Raw genomic sequence first — 19,023 nt, forward strand, 5'->3', positions numbered from 1 at the left:
CGCGTGAAGAAAGCGCGGACCAAACAATGGGATAAGAGCATGTCCTATTCAATCGGATCATGCTCTTAAGGTGCTTGATCGCGATGCGGGCATTGGCATGATCCGCGCCAGGAGGACTGGATTCGCCATGTCTGAACTCGCCTTGTCGCGGCCCGCTGACGCGATGTTCGAGCTCGTGCCCTGATGGGCGGCAGCTCGCTCGCGACACGCCTGTTCGTCTCGGCGACCGCCTGGGTGGTGGTGATCCTGGCGATCACGGGCGTCATCCTGTCGTCGGTCTATCGCGACGCGACCGAGCGCGCCTTCGACCGCCGGCTCAATCTCTATCTGCGCACCCTGATCGCCGAGGTGGCGACGCCGGACGAGCCGGCGGACCGCCAGTTCCAGTCGCTGGGCGAGCCGCTGTTCGACCTGCCATTGTCGGGCTGGTACTGGCAGATCACCCGGACCGATACCGAAAAGGGCGAGACCCGCGCCTCGCGCTCGCTGTGGGACAAGAAATTGCCCAAGCTCGAGGAGCACGGCGCCGAGCTGACCGCTGCCGGGGTCCGGCTCGGCTATGTCGACGGGCCCGAAGGCCAGAGCCTGCGCGTGGTGGAGCGGCCGGTCGATCTCGGCGCCGACGGCAAGTTCCTGGTCAGCGTCGCCGGCGATGCTACCGAGATCTTCGATGAGACGCGCAGCTTCGACTATTATCTCGGCGGCACCTTCGCCGCGCTCGGCATCGTGCTGCTGCTGACCACGATCTTCCAGGTGCGCTACGGTCTCGCGCCGCTCAAGCGAATCTCGGATGCGATCGCCGACATCCGCTCCGGCCGCGCCGAGCGGCTGGAAGGCCGGTTTCCGGTCGAGATCGCACCGCTGGCGCGCGAGACCAATGCGCTGATCGATGCCAACCGGGAGATCGTTGAGCGCTCGCGCACCCATGTCGGCAATCTCGCCCATGCGATCAAGACGCCGCTTTCGGTGATCGTGAACGAGGCGGCCGCCCATACCGCCGATCCTTTCGCCAGCAAGGTGCTGGAGCAGGCCGATCTGATGCGGGATCAGGTCGCGCACCATCTGGAGCGCGCGCGGATCGCGGCCCGTGCCACCATCGTCAGCACCATCACCGACGTCGCACCTGTGATCGAGGCGCTGCGCCGGACCATGGAGAAGATCCATCGCGATCGCGACCTTTCGATCGAGGCGAAGGCCGATCCGGCGGCACGGTTTCGCGGCGAGCGGCAGGACCTCGAGGAGATGGTCGGCAATCTCGTCGACAACGCCTGCAAATGGGCGGATTCGCAGGTGTTCGTCGAGGTGACCGTGGTTCCGCCCGAGGCCTCGGGCGCCGGGCCGAGGCTGCGCATTGTGGTCGACGACGACGGGCGCGGCCTGTCGGAAGCCGAGCGTGCCCAGGTGTCGCGGCGCGGCCAGCGGCTCGACGAGTCGAAACCCGGCTCCGGGCTCGGCCTGTCGATCGTGACCGATCTCGCCGGCCTCTATGGCGGCAATCTCACCCTGAACAACGCGCCGATCGGCGGCCTGCGCGCCGAGCTCACGCTGCCGGCGGTGTAGTGCAAGATGACTTTACTCTGAATCGAGCGGCAGATTCCGCTTCACCTCGCCCCGCGCGCGGGGAGAGGTCGGAACGCATCGTTAGATGCGTTCCGGGTGAGGGGGAGTCTCCGTAAACGCAGCTATCACCCGATACGCGGAGGCGGCCCCTCACCCCAACCCTCTCCCCGTAAGAACGGGGCGAGGGAGCGCAGCGCCGCCGCGGTCGCCATCCGATCTAAACCCATCTCGCTCTAGTCGGCCTTGGGAGGCTCGGCGCCGCTATTCTTCCTAAACGGCTTCTTAACGCGCCCGCCGTTATCATTGCGGGCGGACGGGCTGCGGCGCTTGCCGGGCACCAAGCTTTCACGACCGGGCATGAGCCAGAAATCGACCGAGCGGCTGAGGGATTATCTCGCGCAGCTTCCGCCGCAATCGCAGGCGCTGCTGATGCGTGAGCTGGAGCGCGCCGTCGAACGCGGCGATGACGTCGCCGTCGCCAATCTGGTCCTCGAGCAGCTGCGCAAGATCGTGCGCGGGGGCTGAGGAGGACGAGCAGATCCAGCCGCGCAGCGACGACCCGGCGCGGCTCCTGTTCCGGCCGCTCGAGCCGTTCCTCGCCGAGACCAATTTCCCGACGCGAGCGGGCCAGATCCGGCGCGCCTCGCTGCTGCCGATCTGGCAATGGCTGGCCCGCGAGGGCGCGCCCGAAGCGGCTCGCGCGTTCGAGGCGGCGTTGGCCGCGGCCACGGAGAGCGGTCCGATGGAGGCCGCCGCGCGCAAGTTCCAGCTTGCCGCCGCGGACGCCATCCTCAAGATCGCGGCGCCGAGCCAGGACGACCGCCAGCGCGCGCTGTCGCGGGTCGGCCCGCCAAACGTGGTCGAGGACCTGCTGCCGATCGGCCTCGTTCTGCAGGCCCGCGAAGCGCTGGAAACCCTGGGAAGCCGGCTGCCGAGCCAGATCCGGGTATTTGCCGATTCCCAGATCGCCTCCGCGATGGAGGCGCTCAAGCTGCCGTCGTTGCAGACGCCGCAACTGCTGCCGTTTGCGCTGTCGTTGATTGCGCAGCGGCTCGCCGCGCCATGGCAGATCATCCGTCTCGCCATCAAGATGGCGGCCTCCGACGACGAACTGCGGGTTGCGGCGACGCCTTACGGCATCGCGGTCACCATCGCGCTGCATGATTTGTCGTTCGTCGCGGCCTGCCTGCGCACCGACATCAGGCGCGGGCATTTCGATTATGTCGGCGAGCAGCTCAAGACCCTGCATGACGGCGTCCGCGGCCTGCGCACCGAGCTCGATCTGCGCAACGATTCCACCTGGGGCCGCCAGCTCACCTCGGTCCGCGCCGATACTTCCAACGCGCTGCAATCGGAGATCGACAGCGTGCCGGGCCGGGTCCGCCGCATCCTGCGCCAGCGCGCCGACAAGGACATTACGGCAGGGGCCAAGATCGATGCGACCGAGGTCGAGGATGCCGCCGCGCTGATCGATTTCGTCGCGGTGTGCCGCACCTATGCCAGCGAGCTCGCCATCAACGAGGTGACGCTGCGGACTTTCTCCGACCTGCAACATTATGTCGAGCAGTCGACCGAAGGGCTGGTGCAGTCGCTGCGCGGCGGCGACGCCCGGGTCCGGGCGTTCCGCCAGCAGCAGGTCAAGGCCGCGATCCGCTTCTGCGAGGTGCTGTTCGGCCACGACTACGCCTCCCTGATGAACCGGGCCGCCGAAAACGCCGTGACCGGCGAGCGCAAGTCGTCGCGCGCGGGGTAGCGAGACCGCGCAATTCGCGAGCATGTTCGACGGTAAGCCGACGAGCCCCGCCACGGCGGGATGATAGGCATTTGCGCTATTTCGGAATAATGGAAGTGTGGCACTGAGTTGCCCGACGTGTCAACCGTCAATCGAGCACCGGCGACCGCCTGCTACTTTGCATGGGGTTGTTTTCGATATTTTGGTCGTGCGCGCCTTCGCCCGGAGACGCCGGCGCAATACCGCCGGAACGGCACCGGAAACCGCCTGATTTCGACCTTCCGCCGATCCAGCAATTGTCAATTGCCGGGCTCGCCGCCGGTAGTGTAAAGCGATTCTAAGGCGGCTTGCCGGAAGCCGCCGTTCCATCCGGGAACCGCTTGATGACGCTGTGGTTTGTGTTCGCGCTGATGACGGTCGCGGCGATCTTTGCCGTGCTGTGGCCGCTCAGCCGCCGCGGGCGCGCGGATACCGGCGGCAGCGAGGTCGTGGTCTACCGCGACCAGCTCGCCGAAATCGACCGCGACATGGCCGCCGGCATCATCGGTGCCGCCGAGGCCGATGCCGCACGGGTCGAGATCAGCCGCCGGCTGCTGGCCGCCGCCGATCAGGGCGGACGTGAGACCCCGGTGCAAGGCAACCTCAATCTGCGGCGCACTGCCGCGATCGTCGGCCTGGTCGGATTGCCGGTGATTGCCTCGAGCTTCTATCTCGCGCTCGGCTCGCCGCGGCTTGGCGACTTTCCGCTCGCCGAGCGCGGCCGGGTGGCCGACGCCAACCAGCCGCTCGCCAATCTGGTCGCGCAGGTCGAGACGCACCTTGAAAAGAACCCGACCGACGGCCGCGGCTGGACGGTGCTGGCGCCGGTGCTGTCGCGCCTCGGCCGCTACGATGACGCCGTCCGCGCCTATCGCAACGCCATCACCTATGCCGGCGACAGCGCCGATCGCCGCGCTGATCTCGGCGAGGCGCTGATGGGGACTGCCGGCGGCGTCGTCACCGCGGACGCCAAGGCGGAGTTCGAGCGCGCGGTCGCCCTGAATGGCGACGATGCCAAGGCGAACTATTTCCTCGGCCTTGCCGCCGAGCAGGACGGGCGCAAGGCCGATGCCGCGGCGCTCTGGCAGAAGATGCTGGCGAAGGCGCCGGCCGACGCGCCGTGGCGGCCGCTGGTGCAGGCCGCGCTCGTGCGGGTTGGCGGCAGCGTGCCCGGTGGCGTGAGCGCACCGGCGCTGCCGGACAGTGCGGTGGCTGCGGCCAGGGACATGAGCGAGGCCGATCGCGGCACCATGATCAAAGGCATGGTCGATCGGCTGGCGACGCGGCTGAAGACCAATGGCGACGACGTCGAGGGCTGGCTGCGGCTGGTCCGCGCCTATCTCGTGATGGGCGAGCGCGACAAGGCGATGAGCGCGCTCGCGGATGCCCGTCAGGCGGTCGCCAACGATGCGGACCGGTTGCGTCAGCTCAATGAGGGGCTGAAGAATCTCGGGCTGGATGGATAGAGCATGACGCCGAAAAGTGCGCGGCGGTTTTCGGAGGATGTCATGCGCAAGGATGGAACATGACCAGGAAGCAACGGCGTTTGACACTGATCGGCTGCGCGCTCGTCGTGCTCGCGATCGCCGCGGGCCTGGTGCTGAACGCGCTGCGCGATTCCATCGTGTTCTTCTCGACGCCGTCGATGGTCGCCGAAAAGCATCTCGGTCCGGGCAAGCGTTTCCGGCTCGGCGGCCTGGTGGAGCAGGGCTCGCTCAAGCGCGGCGACAATCTCGCCGTGACCTTCACCGTCGGCGACGGCGGCGCGACGTTGCCGGTCGCCTACAAGGGCATCCTGCCGGATCTGTTCCGAGAGGGGCAGGGCGTCGTCGCCGAAGGCGCGCTCGACGCGGGCGGCGTGTTCCGCGCCGACACCGTGCTCGCCAAGCATGACGAGACCTACATGCCGAAGGACGTCGCCGACGCCCTGAAGAAGCAGGGGCACTGGAAGGACGATTACGGTGCCAAATCAGGCAATACGCCGAGCGCCTCCGCGGCGCCGACCCAGGGAGCCGTGCGGTGATTGCCGAAAGTGGACATTACGCCCTGGTGCTCGCGCTCGGGCTGGCGCTGATCCAGTCCATCGTGCCGATCGTCGGCGCGCGCTGGCGCGATGCGGCGCTGATGAACGTCGCGCGTTCGACCGCGCTCGCCCAGTTGCTGTTCGTCGCGGCGTCGTTCGCGGCACTGGTGACGCTGCACGTCACCTCGGATTTCTCGGTCGCCAATGTCTACGAGAATTCGCACTCGCTGAAGCCGCTGCTCTACAAGATCACCGGCGTGTGGGGAAACCATGAAGGATCGATGCTGCTGTGGGTGTCGATCCTGGCGCTGTTCGGCGGCCTCGTCGCGGCCTTCGGCAACAATCTGCCGCTGTCGCTGCGCGCGCATGTGCTGGCGGTGCAGGCCTGGGTCGCCAGCGCGTTCTATCTGTTCATCCTGATCACCTCGAACCCGTTCCTGCGCATCGCCAATCCGCCGCTGGAGGGACGCGACCTCAATCCGGTGCTGCAGGATATCGGCCTCGCGGTGCATCCGCCGATGCTCTATCTCGGTTATGTCGGCTTCTCGATCTCGTTCTCGTTCGCGGTGGCGGCGCTGCTCGAGGGACGGATCGACGCCGCCTGGGCGCGCTGGGTGCGGCCGTGGACGCTGATGGCTTGGATATTCCTGACGCTCGGCATCGCGATGGGCTCCTATTGGGCCTATTACGAGCTCGGCTGGGGCGGCTGGTGGTTCTGGGATCCGGTCGAGAACGCATCGCTGATGCCGTGGCTTGCCGGCACCGCGCTGCTGCATTCGGCGCTGGTGATGGAGAAGCGCAACGCGCTGAAGGTCTGGACCGTCCTGCTGTCGATCCTGACCTTCTCGCTGTCGCTGCTCGGCACCTTCCTGGTGCGCTCCGGCGTGCTGACCTCGGTCCACGCGTTCGCCACCGATCCGACACGCGGCGTGTTCATCCTGCTGATCCTGTTCGTCTTCATCGGCGGCAGCCTGTCGCTGTATGCCTGGCGTGCGCCGGCGCTGAAGCAGGGCGGGCTGTTCGCGCCGATCTCGCGCGAAGGCGCGCTCGTGCTCAACAATCTGCTGCTCACCACCGCCTGCGCGACCGTGTTCATCGGCACGCTGTATCCGCTGGCGCTAGAGGTGCTGACCGGCGAGAAGATCTCGGTCGGAGCGCCGTTCTTCAATTTCACCTTCGCGCCGCTGTTCGTGCCACTGCTGCTCGCGGTGCCGTTCGGGCCGCTGCTGGCCTGGAAGCGCGGCGATCTGCTCGGCGCGGCGCAGCGGCTGATGGTGGCCGGCATCGTCGCGCTGGTTGCGATGGCGCTGGTGTTGGCGTGGACCTATGGCGGCGCGACCTTGGCGCCGCTCGCGATCGGACTGGCGGTGTTCGTGATCATGGGCGCGCTGTGCGATCTCGCCGAGCGCATCGCGCTGTTCCGGATTCCGCTGTCGCTCTCGTTGCGCCGCGCGCGCGGCTTGCCGCGTGCGACTTGGGGAACTGCGTTTGCGCATGCCGGTCTCGGCGTCGCGCTGATCGGGATCGTCTGCGAGACCACCTGGAACAGCGAATATATCGGCGCGATGAAGCCGGACGACGTCGCTCGCGTCGCCGGCTACCAGTTGCGGCTCGACGGCCTGAACCCGCGGCAGGGTCCGAATTTCCGCGAGATGGTCGCGCAATTCACCGTGACGCGTGACGGCGAGAAGGTCAGCGTGATGACGCCGTCGAAGCGCAACTTCACGACGCGCGGCGCCTCGACGACCGAGGCCGCGCTGATGACGCGCGGCGCCAGCCAGCTCTACATCTCGCTCGGCGATACCTCGGCCGACGGCGCGATCGCGGTGCGCATCTATCACAAGCCGCTGGTGCTGATGATCTGGTGGGGCCCGGTGCTGATGGCGTTCGGTGGTCTGCTGTCGCTGTCCGACCGCCGCTTGCGGGTCGGCGCGCCGAAGCCGGCGAAAGCGGCGCGTGCATTGCAGGCGGCCGAGTGATGCGGTCGCGCGCGCTTGCAGCCGCCGTGCTTGCCGCGGTCCTGATGCTCGGTGCGACGCCGGCCCGAGCGGTGCTGCCCGACGAGGTCATGGCGGATCCGGCCAAGGAGGCGAGGGCGCGCGAGCTCTCCAAGGAGCTGCGCTGCATGGTCTGCCAGAACCAGTCGATCGACGATTCGGAGGCGCCGCTGGCGCGCGATCTCCGTCTCTTGGTGCGTGAACGCATCTCGGCCGGCGACAGCGACGCCCAGGTGATCGATTTCCTGGTCGCCCGCTACGGCGAATTCGTGCTGCTGAAGCCGCGCCTCAACGAGCACACGCTGCTGCTGTGGCTGACCCCGCCGCTGGCGCTGCTGCTGGGCGGCTTGGCGCTCTGGCGGCTCGGCCGGCGCAAGGCAAATCCGGCCGCCGGCGGGGGCGATTCCGCCCCTGGACTGACGTCCGACGAGCAGGCGCGGCTGGAACGCCTACTGGCGGCGGAATCCGCGCCGGACAAGCCGCTTTAGTTCCCTTTTAAGTCCTTTATTTACCTGCGCTATTCTGCCGCAGCGGCGGCCGCCTCGATTACAAAAGTTTAATTCCGCAGCCAGCGCGCCGTAAGGCTGATGACCCCATGTTCAGACCCATCAGGTGCTTGCCCCGGCACCAATGATTCTGGCCCCTGGAGATTTCAAGACATGACTGACCGTCCCGACCTCTCGACCCTTCCATCCTACAAGGCGCCGAAGCGCTCGCTGTTCTCTGCCCGCAAACTCGCGCTGATGGCGTCGGTCGTGGCCGGCCTCGGCGCCGCCACCTACGGCTTCAGCCCCTCGCACAACCCCGCCGACCTGTTCACGACGCCCGCGCATGCGCAGGTCAATAACGAGGTCAAGAAGGTTCAGCAGCCGGTCGGATTTGCCGACATCGTCGAGCGCGTGAAACCGTCGGTGATCTCGGTCAAGGTCAACATTCGCGAGAAGGTCGCGAAGGATGACAGCAACAACAATGACGATTCGCCGTTCCAGCCGGGTTCGCCGATGGAGCGCTTCTTCCGCCGCTTCGGCGGTCCGGATGGCTTGCCCCCGGGCCTGCGCGGTGGACCGCGCGGCGGTGGCGTGGTGACGGGCCAGGGCTCCGGCTTCTTCATCTCGGCTGACGGCTTTGCCGTGACCAACAATCACGTCGTCGACGGCGCCGACAAGGTCGAAGTCACCACCGACGACGGCAAGACCTATTCCGCCAAGGTGATCGGCACCGATCCGCGCACCGACCTCGCGCTGATCAAGGTCGAGGGCGGCTCCAACTTCCAGTTTGCCAAGCTTTCCGAAACCAAGCCGCGCATCGGCGACTGGGTGCTGGCGGTCGGCAATCCGTTCGGCCTAGGCGGCACCGTGACCGCGGGCATCGTCTCGGCCTCCGGCCGCGACATCGGCAACGGCCCGTATGACGATTTCATCCAGATCGATGCGCCCGTGAATAAGGGCAATTCGGGTGGCCCGGCGTTCGACGTGTCCGGTGAGGTGATGGGCGTCAACACGGCGATCTACTCGCCGTCCGGCGGCAGCGTCGGCATCGCGTTCTCGATCCCGGCCCAGACCGTCAAGAGCGTCGTCGCCCAGTTGAAGGACAAGGGCGCGGTCAGCCGTGGCTGGATCGGCGTCCAGATCCAGCCGGTGACCTCCGACATCGCCGACAGCCTCGGCATGAAGAAGGCCGAAGGCGCGCTGGTTGCCGAACCGCAGGCCAACGGCCCGGCGGCCAAGGCCGGCATCGAATCCGGTGACGTCATCACCGCCGTCAATGGCGAGCCGGTGAAGGATGCGCGCGAACTCGCCCGCACCATCGGTGGCCTCGCGCCCGGCAACGCCGTGAAGCTGAACGTGCTGCACAAGGGTCAGGACAAGACCGTCAACCTCACGCTCGGCCAGCTGCCGAACAACCTGGAAGCCAAGGCGGACACCGACAAGAGCGACAAGGGCAACTCGTCCCGCGGCACCGACGTGCCGAAGCTCGGCCTCACCGTCGCGCCCGCCAACAGCGTGGCCGGCGCCGGCAAGGATGGCGTGGTCGTGACCGAAGTCGATCCCAAGAGTGCTGCCGCTGAGCGGGGCTTCAAGGAAGGCGACGTGATCCTCGAGGTCGCCGGCAAGTCCGTCGGCACCGCCGGTGAAGTGCGGGATGCGATCACCGCGGCGCGCAATGACAGCAAGAACAGCGTTCTCATGCGCGTGAAGAGCGGCGGTTCGTCGCGCTTTGTGGCAGTGCCGCTGGCGAAGGGATAACTATCTATGAGTTGGAAGGCGTCGCCGGCATCAGTCGCCCCCGCCGACGGCGCTTTCCGGGGGGCGGGCCCCTTGCTCGCTCCCTACGTTGCCTTTCGATGGAATATGCCCCCCTCTGTCGGAAGGTCTCAGGGCGGTGAGGTCCCCCAGCTTCACCGCCCACTTTTTTCAAGCAATCGAGAATATACGCGGTCGTCTTGCATGTGCAGGCCGGCCGCGTCATGCTGACAGAGGGCCAATTCCCGTGACCGCAATCGCTCCGCAAATGCGCATCCTGATCATCGAAGACGACCGTGAGTCAGCCGACTATCTGGTCAAGGCATTCCGCGAAGTCGGCTATATCGCCGATCTCGCCTCCGATGGCGAGGAAGGGCTGTCGATGGCCGAGACCGGCGACTACGACGTGCTGGTTGTGGATCGCATGCTGCCGAAGCGTGACGGCCTGTCGCTGATCGGCAGCCTGCGCGACAAGGGCAACCGGACGCCGGTACTCATCCTCTCGGCGCTCGGCCAGGTCGATGACCGCATCAAGGGCCTGCGCGCCGGCGGCGACGACTACCTGCCGAAACCCTATTCCTTCGCCGAGCTGCTCGCGCGCGTCGAGGTGCTGTCGCGGCGCAATGTCGGCCCGGCCGAGGAGACGACCTACCGGGTCGGCGACCTCGAGCTCGATCGGCTGTCCCATCGCGTCGCCCGCGGCAAGGACGAGCTTACCTTGCAGCCGCGCGAGTTCCGCCTGCTCGAATATCTCATGAAGCATGCCGGGCAGGTGGTGACGCGCACCATGCTGCTCGAGAATGTCTGGGATTATCATTTCGATCCGCAGACCAACGTCATCGACGTCCACATCTCGCGGCTGCGCTCCAAGATCGACAAGGGTTTTGAGCGGCCGCTGCTGCATACCATCCGCGGCGCGGGGTATATGATCCGTGACGGCATTCGGTAAACTGATCCGGACCACGGCGTTTCGGCTGACGCTGGTCTACCTGTTCCTGTTCGCGCTGTTCGCCGCCTCGCTGCTGGCTTACTTCGCCTGGAACACGCGGCGGCTGATCACCGAGCAGATCACGACGACGGTCAACGTCGAGATCAGCGAGATCACCGACATCTACAACCGCCGCGGCCTGCGCGGCCTGCTGGGCACCATGGGCAATCGTGCGCTGCGGCCGGGTGCCAACCTCTATCTGGTGACGGCGCCGAACGGGCAGATGCTCGCCGGCAATGTCGGCGCGCTGGCACCGGGCGTGATGAGCGTGCAGGGCTGGACCGAGACCGCCTATCGCCGGCTCGACGACCAGGACAAGACCGATCACCGCGCGCTCGTGAAGGTCACCGAGATGGAGAACGGCTTCCGCCTGCTGGTCGGGCGCGACCTCGAGGAGCGGCGGCGGCTGTTCGGCATCGTCGCCAAGGCCGCGCAATGGTCGATCCTCGTCGTCGTCGTGCTCGGCATTGGCGGCGGCATCTTCGTCGCCCGCCGCGTGCTGCACCGGATCGACGCCATGACCGGCACCACCAAGCGCATCATGGCGGGCGATCTGTCCGGCCGGCTGCCGGTCGGCCGCAGCGGCGACGAGCTCGATCGCCTGGCGGAAAATCTCAATGCCATGCTCGAGCGCATCGAGGCGCTGATGACGGGGCTGAAGGAGGTCTCCGACAACATCGCCCATGACCTCAAGACGCCGCTGACGCGGCTGCGCAACCGCGCCGAGGAGGCGCTGGCGCGGTCGGGCTGCGAGGCCGACTATCGCGCGGCGCTGGAGCGGACCATCGAGGAATCCGACGGGCTGATCCGCACCTTCAACGCCCTGTTGATGATTGCGCGTGCCGAGTCCGGCCAGGCGCGCGGCAACATGGACGATTTCGACGGCGCCGATGTCGCCAACGGCATCCACGAACTGTACGAGCCGCTGGCCGAGGACGACGGCATGACGCTGCAGGTGAAGACCGTGCCGGCGCCGATTCACGGCAACCGCGAATTGATCAGCCAGGCGGTCGCCAACCTGGTCGAGAATGCCATCAAATACGGCAAGCCCGACGTCAGCGTGCAGCCGCTCAATGCGGATGCGCGGGAGATCCTGATCGAGGCGCGGCGCGAGGGCGACCAGGTCCTGCTCAGCGTCACCGACCACGGTCCGGGCATTCCCGAGGCCGACCGCAAGCACGCGGTCGAGCGCTTCGTCCGGCTCGAGGCGAGCCGGACCTTACCCGGTTCCGGTCTCGGCCTCAGCTTGGCCTCGGCGGTCGCCACGCTTCATGGCGGCGAGCTCAGGCTCGGCGATGCCCATCCGGGGCTGGTCGCCACCCTGGTGCTGCCCGCGCGGGCGGGCGGCAGTGACAGGCTTGCGGCTCAAACGCCGGATGTGCCACAGAAGGCGGCATGAATGCCGCCGCGCCGGGAAACGCGGATCGACATGGTCTGGCCGCGCGGTTCGCGGACGGACCGCGTGTCGCCGCGCCCACATCCGCCGATCAGCGCCTGACCGACTGGTTCGCCGAGCTCGAGCCGGCGCAATTGGCCGCGCTCAATGCGCTGCTTGAACATCCGTTCGCACGGGACATCCTGCGCGGCATCGCCGAGTTCTCGCCCTATTTGTTCGAGCTCGCGCGTGCCGACGCCGCGCGGCTGATCAGGATCCTGTCATGCGACCCGGAGTCGCATCTGGCCAACCTGATCGAGGCGACGTCGCGCGAGGTGCTCGCCGCCGGCAGCGAGGCCGACGTGATGGTTCTGCTTCGCCGCATGAAGGCGGAGGCCGCGCTGATGATCGCGCTGTGCGACATCGGCGGCGTCTGGCCGGTGATGCGGGTGACGGCGGCGCTAACCGACATCGCGGTGAATTCGGTGCAATCGGCGCTGCGATATTTGTTCCGGCAGGAAGTGGCCCGCGGCCGGATGACCGCCGCCGATCCCGATCACCCCGAAGCAGGTTCGGGCCTGATCGTGCTCGCGATGGGCAAGATGGGGGCCGGCGAGCTGAACTATTCCAGCGACATCGACCTGATCGTGTTCTTCGATCGCGCGGCCACCTCGCTCGCCGAGGACATCGAGCCGCAGCCGTTCTTCGTGCGCGTCACCCAGGCGATGGCGCGGATGCTGCAGCAGCGCTCGGGCGACGGCTATGTGTTCCGGGTCGATCTCAGGCTGCGTCCGGACCCGGCCTCGACCCAGGTCGCGATCTCGACCGACGCGGCTTTGCATTATTACGAGCGCGAGGGACGCACCTGGGAGCGCGCCGCGATGATCAAGGCGCGGCCCTGTGCCGGCGATCCGAAGGCCGGCGAGGCCCTGATCGCCGAGCTCGCGCCGTTCGTCTGGCGCAAGCATCTGGATTTTGCCGCGCTTGCCGATGTCCACGACATGAAGCGGCAGATGCAGACCTATCGCGGCCAGAGCGAGATCTCGGTCGAGGGCCATAACGTCAAGGTCGGCCGCGGCGGCATCCGCGAGATCGAGTTCTTCGCCCAGACCCAGCAGCTGATCGCTGGCGGCCGCCATCCGGAGTTGCGGGTGCGGCCGACGCTGGAGGCGCTCAACGTGCTCGCCAACAGCAACTGGATCACCTTTGAAGCGCGCGACGAATTGACGACGGCCTATGAATTCCTGCGCCGGGTCGAGCACCGGCTGCAGATGATCGCCGACGAGCAGACCCATTCGCTGCCCGAAGCGCCTGAGGATGTCGAGCGCTTTGCGCATTTCTTCGGCTACGAAAATCGCGAGGCCTTCGCCAGAGATCTGCTCGGCCAGCTCAAGATCGTGCAGAACCACTATGGCAAGCTGTTCGAGGGCGACGATCCGACCGGCACCGCAAAGCTGCCGGATATCGACTACGGCGCCGGGCCTGAGGATGCCCGCCTGATCGAACATCTCGCCAATCTCGGCTTCAAGAAGCCCATTGCGGTTGCCGGCACCGTGCAGCAATGGATCGAGGGCGACTATCGCGCGCTGCGCGTCGAGGCGACGCGCGCCGCGTTCCTGGAATTCATTCCCGGCCTGATCGACGGCCTCGCGCATGCCGAGGAGCCGGACGATGCGGTGGCGGCGTTCGACCGTTTCCTCGGCGCGCTGCAGCGGGGCGGCCGGCTGATCTCGCTGCTCAGCCAGAACCGCGACTTCGTCGCGCTGGTGGCGCTGATCCTCGGCGCGGCACCGCGGCTCGGCGACATGCTGGCGCGGCAGCCGCAGATCATGGACGGCCTGGTCGATCCGCGCTTCTTCGGCGCGATGCCGGACAAGAAGGAACTGTCGGAGCGGCTGGCCGCCACGTTGCAGGATGCGTCGTCCTACGAGGATTTTCTCGATCGTCTGAGATTGTTCGGCCAGGAGAGCCTGTTCCTGATCGGCACGCGGATCCTGTCCGGCACGGTATCGGCGCAGCACGCCAGCACCGCCTTTGCCGATGTGGCCGAGGGGATCGTCCACACCGTGCACGGCCTCGTCACCGACCAGTTCGCCGCGCAATATGGTCGGATCAAGGGGCAGGAGACCGCGATCATCGCGATGGGCCGGCTCGGCAGCCGCGAGATGACGGCGTCCTCCGACCTCGATCTGATCCTGCTGTACGATTTCGACAGCGAGGCGCCGGACTCCGACGGCGAGCGCTCGCTGCATGGCGCGCAGTATTTTGCCCGCTTCACCCAGCGCCTGATCAGCGCCTTCACGACCCGAACCAATTACGGCGTGCTCTATGAGGTCGACATGCGGCTGCGCCCGTCGGGGCGCGCCGGCCCGGTCGCCTCGCGGATCGATTCATTCTCCGACTACCAGGAGCGCGAGGCCTGGACCTGGGAGCACATGGCGCTGACGCGCGCCCGCGTGATCTCGTCGTCGCCTGAGTTCCGCGAGAAGATCGAGACGATCATCCGCAGCGTGCTGACCCGGCCGCGCGATGCGGCATCGACCGCGGCCGACGTCGCCGACATGCGGCGCGCGATCGCGCTGGAGAAGGGCGAGGACGACGTCTGGGATCTCAAGCTCGCCGCCGGCGGGCTCGTCGACATCGATTTCATCGCGCAATATCTCCAGCTCGCGCATGCCGCGGCGAAGCCGGAAATCCTCAGTGTCTCGACGCTGCAGGTGCTCGACAATGCCGCCAAGCTCGGCCTGCTCGGCCAGTCCGAGGCGGAGATCCTGCGCTCCGCGGCGCGGCTCTATCATGACCTGACGCAGATCCTGCGGCTCTGCGTCACCGGCAAGTTCAATCCGGAGACCGCGGGCGAAGACCTGCTGCGCGTAATGGCGCGGGCCGGGGACACGCCGGACTTCTCCGCGCTGGAAGCGCGCCTGCGCGAAACCCAGAGCGAGGTGCGCCGCGTCTTCAACACGATCGTGGGGTAGAGGCGGTAGCGCCTACAATCACCGCTCGATCCACGTCATTGCGAGCGAAGCGAAGCAATCCACGGTTCCGCAAGCGGAGAGGTGGATTGCTTCGTCGCTATCGCTCCTCGCAATGACGGCGGTGCGGAGCGCTCACAGCCTCTAGGAATGATAGTCCAGAAAGCTACGCCTGCTGCTTCAGCTTCTGCAAGGCATGGCGGACGTCGGGATCGAGGCCGGTGCCGCCGGCGTCGAGATGGGCGAAGATCTGCTTGCGCATCCGCGGATCCCAGAACTTCCAGATGTGCTCGGAAATGCCCTGCACGGCACGCTCGCGCCCCTGGCTCTGGAAGAATTTTCCGATCTGGTTCGCCATATAGACCAGTTTGTCAGGCGACGACGACATAAGCGGGCTCCTTGCCGGCCATCGCGCCTGTGACGCGTTCCGGATGCGTAAAGATTTCAAATCCATCGGCGCGAGCGATCGCGGCGAGCGTGATGCCGGCGGCATCCGCCATCCGCACCGCAAGCGCGGTCGGCGCCGACACCGCAGCGATCAGCGGCGCGCCGATCGCGGCGGTCTTCTGAACCATTTCGACCGAAACGCGGCTGGTGAGCAGCACCATGCCTTCGCCGGCCATGACCTTGTCGCGGGCCAGCGCGCCAGCGAGCTTGTCGAGCGCATTGTGGCGGCCGACATCCTCGCGCAGCGCCACGATGCCGCGCGCGCCCGTCCAGAACGCCGCGGCGTGCACGGCGCGGGTCTGGTGGTTGATCTCCTGCAGCGGCGCCACCGCCGCCATCGCCGCCATGATCTCGCGCGGCGAGAAGGCGCGGCCGGCGCGTACCACCGCGGCCGGCCGGACTGCCTCGCTGATGGAATCGAGTCCGCACAGGCCGCAGCCGGTCGGTCCGGCGATGTTGCGCCGTCGCTCGGCGATCCGCTCGGCCCTGTCAGGCCTGAGCCACATCCGAAGCTCGATGCCGTCATCGAGCTCGACGATGTCGAGGGTCTCGATCTCGTCGGCCGCTTGCACGATGCCTTCGCTCAGGCTGAAGCCCACGGCGAAATCGCCGAGGTCCTCGGGCGAGCCCATCATCACGGCGTAGGTGCCGCCATTATAGGTCAGCGCGAGCGGCGTCTCCTCCGGGATCAGGCGCGCGCCGTCGCTGAAGACGCCGTTGCGCCAGACCTTCCGGTTCGCCTGATAGACGGGCTCGCGCATCGCTATTCCGCGGCTTCCACCACCGGCGCGGCGATGCGGCGGGAGTGGCGAGCCTGCTCGTCATAGGCCTTCTGCCAGTCGGACGGACCGTTCGACGGCGAGATCTGCACTGCGGTGACCTTGTACTCGGGACAGTTGGTGGCCCAGTCCGAGAAATCAGTCGTGATGACGTTGGCCTGGGTGTCAGGGTGGTGGAACGTGGTGTAGACAACGCCCGGCGCCACGCGGTCGGTGATCTCGGCGCGCAGCGTGGTCTCGCCGGCGCGGCTCGCCAGCCGCACCCAGTCGCCGTCGCGCACGCCGCGCTGCTCGGCGTCGTGCGGATGGATCTCCAGCCGGTCCTCGGCGTGCCACACCACGTTCTCGGTGCGGCGGGTCTGCGCGCCGACATTGTACTGGCTGAGGATGCGGCCGGTGGTGAGCAGCAGCGGGTAGCGCGGGCCGGTGCGTTCGTCGGTCGCGATATATTCGGTGAGGATGAACTTGCCCTTGCCGCGCACGAAGCCGCCGATATGCATCACCGGGGTGCCTTCCGGCGCCTTTTCGTTGCAGGGCCACTGCACCGAGCCGAGCTCGTCGAGCCTGGCATAGGAGACGCCCGCGAAGGTCGGCGTCAGCGCGGCGATCTCGTCCATGATCTCGGATGGATGGGTGTAGTTCATCTCAAAGCCCATCGCCTTGCCGAGCATGATCGTCACTTCCCAGTCGGCGTAGCCGTTGAGCGGCGTCATCACCTTGCGGACGCGCTGGATGCGGCGTTCGGCATTGGTGAAGGTGCCGTCCTTCTCGAGGAAGGTCGAGCCGGGCAGGAAGACATGGGCGTAGTTCGCGGTCTCGTTCAGGAAGAGATCGTGGACGATGATGCATTCCATCGCCGACAGCGCCGCCACCACATGCTTGGTGTTGGGGTCGGACTGCAGGATGTCCTCGCCCTGCACGTAGAGGCCCATGAAGCTGCCTTCGATGGCGGCGTCGAACATGTTCGGGATGCGCAGGCCCGGCTCGTTGTTGAGCTTGACGTTCCACATCGCCTCGAACTGCTCGCGCACCGCATCGCCGGCGATGTGGCGGTAGCCCGGCAGCTCGTGCGGGAACGAGCCCATGTCGCAGGAGCCCTGCACGTTGTTCTGGCCGCGCAGCGGATTCACGCCGACGCCGGGCCGGCCGATATTACCGGTCGCCATCGCGAGGTTGGCGATCGCGATCACCGTGGTCGAGCCCTGGCTGTGCTCGGTGACGCCGAGCCCGTAATAGATCGCGCCGTTGCCGCCGGTGGCATAGATTCGGGCCGCCTCGCGCAGCACCTTCGGATCGACGCCGGTCATGATCGCGGTGGCTTCCGGGCTGTGCTTGGAATCGGCGACGAAAGCCGCCCAGTCCTGGAACTCGCTCCAGTCGCAGCGCTCGCGCACGAAGGCCTCATCGACGAGCCCTTCGGTGACGATGACATGGGCGAGCGCGGTGAGCACGGCGACGTTGGTGCCGGGCATCAGGGGCAGATGCAGCGCCTTCACGTGCGGAGATTCCACCATCTCGGTGCGGCGCGGATCGATCACGATCAGCCTGGCGCCCTGGCGCAGCCGCTTCTTCAGCCGCGAGGCGAACACCGGATGGGCGGAAGCCGGATTGGCGCCGATGATCAGCACGACGTCGGTGTCCTCCACCGAGTCGAAATCCTGCGTGCCGGCCGAAGTCCCGAAGGTTTGCGACAGGCCGTAGCCGGTCGGCGAATGGCAGACGCGGGCGCAGGTGTCGACATTGTTGTTGCCGAAGCCGGCGCGGATCAGCTTCTGCACCAGATAGGTTTCTTCATTGGTGCAGCGTGACGAGGTGATGCCGCCGACCGCGTCGCGGCCGTATTTCTGCTGGATGCCCTTGAACTTCGCGGCGGCGAAATTCAGCGCATCGTCCCACGACACTTCCTGCCAGGGATCCTCGATCCGCTCGCGGATCATCGGCTTCAGGATGCGCTCCTTGTGGGTGGTGTAACCCCAGGCGAAGCGGCCCTTGACGCAGGAATGGCCGCGATTGGCCTTGCCGTCCTTCCACGGCACCATGCGTACCACTTCCTCGCCGCGCATCTCGGCCTTGAAGGCGCAGCCCACGCCGCAATAGGCACAGGTGGTGACGACCGAGTGTTCGGGCTGGCCGATCTCGATCACGGATTTCTCGGTCAGCGTCGCGGTCGGGCAGGCCTGCACGCAGGCGCCGCAGGACACGCATTCCGAGCCGAGGAAGCTTTCGTTCATGCCGGGCGAGACGCGGCTGTCGAAGCCGCGGCCGGAGATCGTCAGCGCGAAGGTGCCTTGCACTTCCTCGCAGGCGCGGACGCAGCGCGAGCAGACGATGCACTTCGAGGGGTCGTAGGTGAAGTACGGATTGGACTCGTCCTTCGGCATCCAGTTGTCGTTTTCGCAGCCGTGCGATTTGGCGAAGACGTGGTTCTCACCTTCATAGCCGTAACGCACGTCGCGCAGGCCGACCGCGCCCGCCATGTCCTGCAATTCGCAGTCGCCGTTCGCGGCGCAGGTCAGGCAGTCCAGCGGGTGGTCGGAGATGTAGAGCTCCATCACGCCCTTGTGCAGCTTCTTCAGCCGCTCGCTCTGGGTGTGCACGACGAGGCCGGGCATAACCGGCGTCGTGCAGGAGGCCGGCGTGCCGGCGCGGCCCTCGATCTCGACGAGGCAGAGCCGGCAGGAGCCGAAGGCGTCGACCATGTCGGTCGCGCAGAGCTTTGGAATCTGGGTGCCGGCTTCCATCGCCGCGCGCATGATCGAGGTGCCTTCGGGCACCGTGATCTGATTGCCGTCGATGGTCAGCGTGACCATCGTCTCGGATTTGGATTTGGGCGTGCCGAAATCGGTTTCCTGGATCAGCGACATC

12 protein-coding genes and 1 pseudogene are annotated in these 19,023 nt (G+C 66.8%); 10 read left to right on the forward strand and 3 right to left on the reverse strand.

What is annotated here, in order from left to right; translation table 11 throughout:
• Window positions 1–183: 183 nt before the first annotated feature.
• The 10 genes and pseudogenes from ACVMIH_RS00785 (at window position 184) to ACVMIH_RS00830 (ending at window position 14,935) form a co-directional block, all read left to right on the forward strand.
• Window positions 184–1,560 (forward strand): sensor histidine kinase, encoded by a 1,377-nt coding sequence (locus ACVMIH_RS00785; RefSeq protein ID WP_141340776.1) that lies wholly within the window; start codon window positions 184–186, stop codon window positions 1,558–1,560.
• A gap of 357 nt (window positions 1,561–1,917) precedes the next feature.
• A pseudogene (locus tag ACVMIH_RS00790) lies at window positions 1,918–3,313 on the forward strand (hypothetical protein).
• Window positions 3,314–3,675: 362 nt separating this feature from the next.
• Entirely contained in the window at window positions 3,676–4,797 is a 1,122-nt protein-coding gene (gene ccmI / locus ACVMIH_RS00795) for a c-type cytochrome biogenesis protein CcmI (RefSeq protein WP_456860387.1), read from the forward strand.
• 59 nt (window positions 4,798–4,856) lie between these two features.
• Window positions 4,857–5,354, forward strand: coding sequence for a cytochrome c maturation protein CcmE (gene ccmE, locus ACVMIH_RS00800; protein WP_141340773.1), 498 nt, complete (start codon window positions 4,857–4,859; stop codon window positions 5,352–5,354).
• Window positions 5,351–7,333 (forward strand): heme lyase CcmF/NrfE family subunit, encoded by a 1,983-nt coding sequence (locus ACVMIH_RS00805; protein ID WP_168858114.1) that lies wholly within the window; start codon window positions 5,351–5,353, stop codon window positions 7,331–7,333. The genes ccmE and ACVMIH_RS00805 overlap by 4 nt, the downstream gene beginning before the upstream one ends.
• On the forward strand, window positions 7,333–7,839 hold the full coding sequence (locus tag ACVMIH_RS00810) for a cytochrome c-type biogenesis protein (RefSeq protein WP_316397117.1): 507 nt from the start codon (window positions 7,333–7,335) through the stop codon (window positions 7,837–7,839). Before ACVMIH_RS00805 ends, ACVMIH_RS00810 begins: the two co-directional genes overlap by 1 nt.
• A gap of 171 nt (window positions 7,840–8,010) precedes the next feature.
• Window positions 8,011–9,597, forward strand: a complete 1,587-nt coding sequence (locus ACVMIH_RS00815; RefSeq protein ID WP_057020253.1) for a Do family serine endopeptidase — start codon at window positions 8,011–8,013, stop codon at window positions 9,595–9,597.
• A gap of 265 nt (window positions 9,598–9,862) precedes the next feature.
• Window positions 9,863–10,543, forward strand: coding sequence for a response regulator transcription factor (locus ACVMIH_RS00820; protein ID WP_016842329.1), 681 nt, complete (start codon window positions 9,863–9,865; stop codon window positions 10,541–10,543).
• Window positions 10,527–11,981 carry an ATP-binding protein gene (locus ACVMIH_RS00825; RefSeq protein ID WP_456860389.1) on the forward strand — a complete coding sequence of 485 codons (1,455 nt, stop codon included), beginning with the start codon at window positions 10,527–10,529 and terminating at the stop codon, window positions 11,979–11,981. The genes ACVMIH_RS00820 and ACVMIH_RS00825 overlap by 17 nt, the downstream gene beginning before the upstream one ends.
• Window positions 11,978–14,935: a bifunctional [glutamine synthetase] adenylyltransferase/[glutamine synthetase]-adenylyl-L-tyrosine phosphorylase gene (locus ACVMIH_RS00830; protein ID WP_456860391.1), complete on the forward strand. Its 2,958-nt coding sequence runs from the start codon at window positions 11,978–11,980 to the stop codon at window positions 14,933–14,935. Before ACVMIH_RS00825 ends, ACVMIH_RS00830 begins: the two co-directional genes overlap by 4 nt.
• Window positions 14,936–15,098: 163 nt before the next feature.
• Here the strand turns inward: ACVMIH_RS00830 and ACVMIH_RS00835 are convergent, their stop codons facing one another.
• Genes ACVMIH_RS00835 through fdhF form a run of 3 tightly spaced genes read right to left on the reverse strand, consistent with a single transcriptional unit; the run spans window position 15,099 to window position 19,022 of the window.
• The gene (locus ACVMIH_RS00835) at window positions 15,099–15,320 is read right to left on the reverse strand and encodes a formate dehydrogenase subunit delta (RefSeq protein ID WP_456860393.1); all 222 of its coding nucleotides are present in this window, start codon (window positions 15,318–15,320) and stop codon (window positions 15,099–15,101) included.
• A complete protein-coding gene (gene fdhD, locus ACVMIH_RS00840) occupies window positions 15,304–16,140 on the reverse strand; it encodes a formate dehydrogenase accessory sulfurtransferase FdhD (protein ID WP_141340902.1) in 837 nt (278 codons plus the stop codon). Before fdhD ends, ACVMIH_RS00835 begins: the two co-directional genes overlap by 17 nt.
• A gap of 2 nt (window positions 16,141–16,142) precedes the next feature.
• Window positions 16,143–19,022 carry a formate dehydrogenase subunit alpha gene (gene fdhF / locus ACVMIH_RS00845; protein WP_456860395.1) on the reverse strand — a complete coding sequence of 960 codons (2,880 nt, stop codon included), beginning with the start codon at window positions 19,020–19,022 and terminating at the stop codon, window positions 16,143–16,145.
• Window position 19,023: the final 1 nt, after the last annotated feature.

The sequence above is a fragment of the Bradyrhizobium sp. USDA 4503 genome, from assembly GCF_054055815.1.